This window comes from Cereibacter changlensis JA139 (assembly GCF_003034985.1).
In the GTDB taxonomy this organism is placed as follows: Bacteria; Pseudomonadota; Alphaproteobacteria; order Rhodobacterales; family Rhodobacteraceae; genus Cereibacter; species Cereibacter changlensis.
Genome location: NZ_PZKG01000282.1, coordinates 1 through 2341 on the forward strand (window position 1 = coordinate 1; position 2341 = coordinate 2341).

2 protein-coding genes are annotated in these 2341 nt (G+C 73.2%); both read right to left on the reverse strand.

Annotation, left to right across the window (positions count from 1 at the left end):
• Positions 1-84 precede the first annotated feature (84 nt).
• Positions 85-966, reverse strand: a complete 882-nt coding sequence (locus tag C5F48_RS23215) for a hypothetical protein (protein WP_107666058.1) — start codon at positions 964-966, stop codon at positions 85-87.
• A gap of 12 nt (positions 967-978) precedes the next feature.
• Positions 979-2341 (reverse strand): type I secretion system permease/ATPase (locus C5F48_RS23220; RefSeq protein WP_107666059.1); only part of this gene is annotated, 1363 nt, incomplete at its 5' end.

Below are 2341 nucleotides of genomic sequence, written 5' to 3' on the forward strand. Positions count from 1 at the left end.
AGGGCCGTCATCAGCCGCCCGCGGAGCGGGTAGTCGGTCCGGTCGGCGCGGACGCGGGCAAGAGGCGCGGTCATGGCATCATCCTCATGTGGGTTCGGTGACGAAGGGATCGATGGGCGCCGGGGCGGGGTCGGCCGATAGTTCGGCGGCTGCGGCCTCGACGCCGCCGGGCAGGAACTGCGCGAGATAGGCGTCCCGCACCGTCGGGTTTTCCAGCGCCGCGACCTGCTGCCGGTCGCGGGCATAAGCCTCCCAGTCGGGCGCGCCCGCTTCGGTCTCGGCGCCGCGGCGCAGGATGTCCAGCCGGGCGGCGGAGATCCAATCGTCCACCGCCAGCCCGAGGAAGGCGGCCTGATCGGCGGATTGCGGCAGGATCTGCGTCAGGTCGGCGAGCAACTCCTCCAGCCCGTAGGGCAGCGGTGCCGCAGGAACCGGGCCCTCGCCGGGCGCGGCCGGCCCCGCCGTCTCCGGCGCAGGCTCGCCCGGGGCCCCGGCGATCGGCAGGGGATCGGCCAGGGACCGCCCGCCGGGGGCGATCGGGCCCATTGGGTCGGGCCGGGAGAGCAGCGGCGCGTCCCCGCCGCCGAGCGTGCCGCCCCCGCCACTGGTCGGCGGCCCGTCCGGCGCCGTCACTGTCCCCTCGGCGGTCAGGATGCCGGGGGTGACGGGCTGGGTGGCGGCCGCCGGCTCGGTCCCGGCCTGCGCGGCCTCGGCGACCGGATAGGCCGGCAGGTCCGGAAGGGCCACCGTCTCGGGATCGATCGACATCTCCGACTGAGCCGCAGTCTCGTCCCCACTTTCGGCGGATTGCGCCTGCCGCAGGACGAAGGCCTGCCACAGCGCCGCCAGCGCGATCAGGACCGCCGTGCCGATCCTCGCCGCCTTGCTGCGGCCCGGGTCTGCAGCGGCATAGGCCTGGGCTTGGGATTTGCGCCGGGAGGCGCGGCTGCGGATGTGCAATGCCATGATCCCATCTCCTCACGCGACGCCTGCGGCAAGGCCGGAGGCGGCCTCCATCGGCACCACGACCCGCCCGGCCTTCTCGCCCAGCACCTCGTCGCGCGGCCCGAAGGCGATCATCCGGCCGCCCTGCACGATGGCCAGCATGTCCACCGCGCTCAGCACGTTGGGCCGGTGGGCGACGACGATGACGATGCCGCCGCGGGCGCGGATGTCGCGGATCGTCTCGTTCAGCGCCTTCTCGCCCATCGCGTCCAGCGCCGAGTTCGGCTCGTCCAGCATCACCACGAAGGGCTGGCCGTAGAGCGCCCGGGCCAGGCCGATGCGCTGGCGCTGGCCCGCCGACAGCGCGCTGCCATGCGAGCCAACCTGGGTGTCATAGCCCTCGGGCATCGAGGAGATCATGCCATGCACCCCCGCCGCCGCCGACGCGGCGTGGATCGCCGCGCTGTCGCGCTGTTCCGACAGCCGGGCGATGTTGTCGAGGATCGAGGCGTTGAACAGGTTCACCTCCTGCGGCAGGTAGCCGACCAGCTCGCCCATCCGCGCCGGCTCCCAATGGTTCAGCGCGGTGCCGTCGAAGCGCACCGTGCCGCGCAGCGCCGGCCAGACCCCGGCCAGCGCCCGCAGCAGCGTCGATTTCCCGCCGCCGCTCGGGCCGATCACCGCCAGCGCCTGCCCCGCCGACAGCTCGAAGGAGATGTCGCTCAACAGCACCCGGCCATTGGCGGGCGAGGCGACCGTCAGCCCCTCGACCTTCAGGCTTGCCTGCGGCTTCGGCAGGGTCAGATAGCTGCGCTCCTCCGGCATGGCGCCCAGCGTCTCGCGCAGCTGCACCCAGGCGTTGCGGGCGCCGAGGATGCCGCGCCAGTTGCCGATGACCTGGTCGATCGGCGCCAGCGCCCGCCCGGCCGCGACCGAGACCGCCATGATCGCCCCGGCCGACATGTGGCCGCCGATGGTCAGGAAGGCCCCGACCCCGAGCAGCGCCGACTGCAGGATCATCCGCAGCACGCGCGAGATCGACGAGATCGTGGCGTTTACGTCGGCACCGCGGGTCTGCAGCGCCAGCGCCTCGGCATTGGCGGTCTCGAACCGCCGGACGGCGCGGTCGACGAGGCCCATGGAGACCAGCGCGTCAGCCGCGCGGGCGTTCGACTCCGCCGTGATATTGCGCTGCACCATCGCCTGCTGCGAGGACTGGGTGAGATCGCGCGACCGGATCTCGGCCACGACGGTCAGGATGGACAGCACCACCGCGCCGCAGAGGGTGATCGCGCCCAGAAGCGGGTGCAGCGCGTAGACGAAGAGCAGGAAGACCGGCATCCAGGGCAGGTCGAACAGCGCCGGCGGCGCGCCGGAGGTCAGGAAGCCGCGCAGC

What these genes read in the sequence shown, in the direction of transcription:
- C5F48_RS23215 (WP_107666058.1), bottom strand. Translation starts at nt 966, where the DNA reads ATGGCATTGCACATCCGCAGCCGCGCCTCCCGGCGCAAATCCCAAGCC.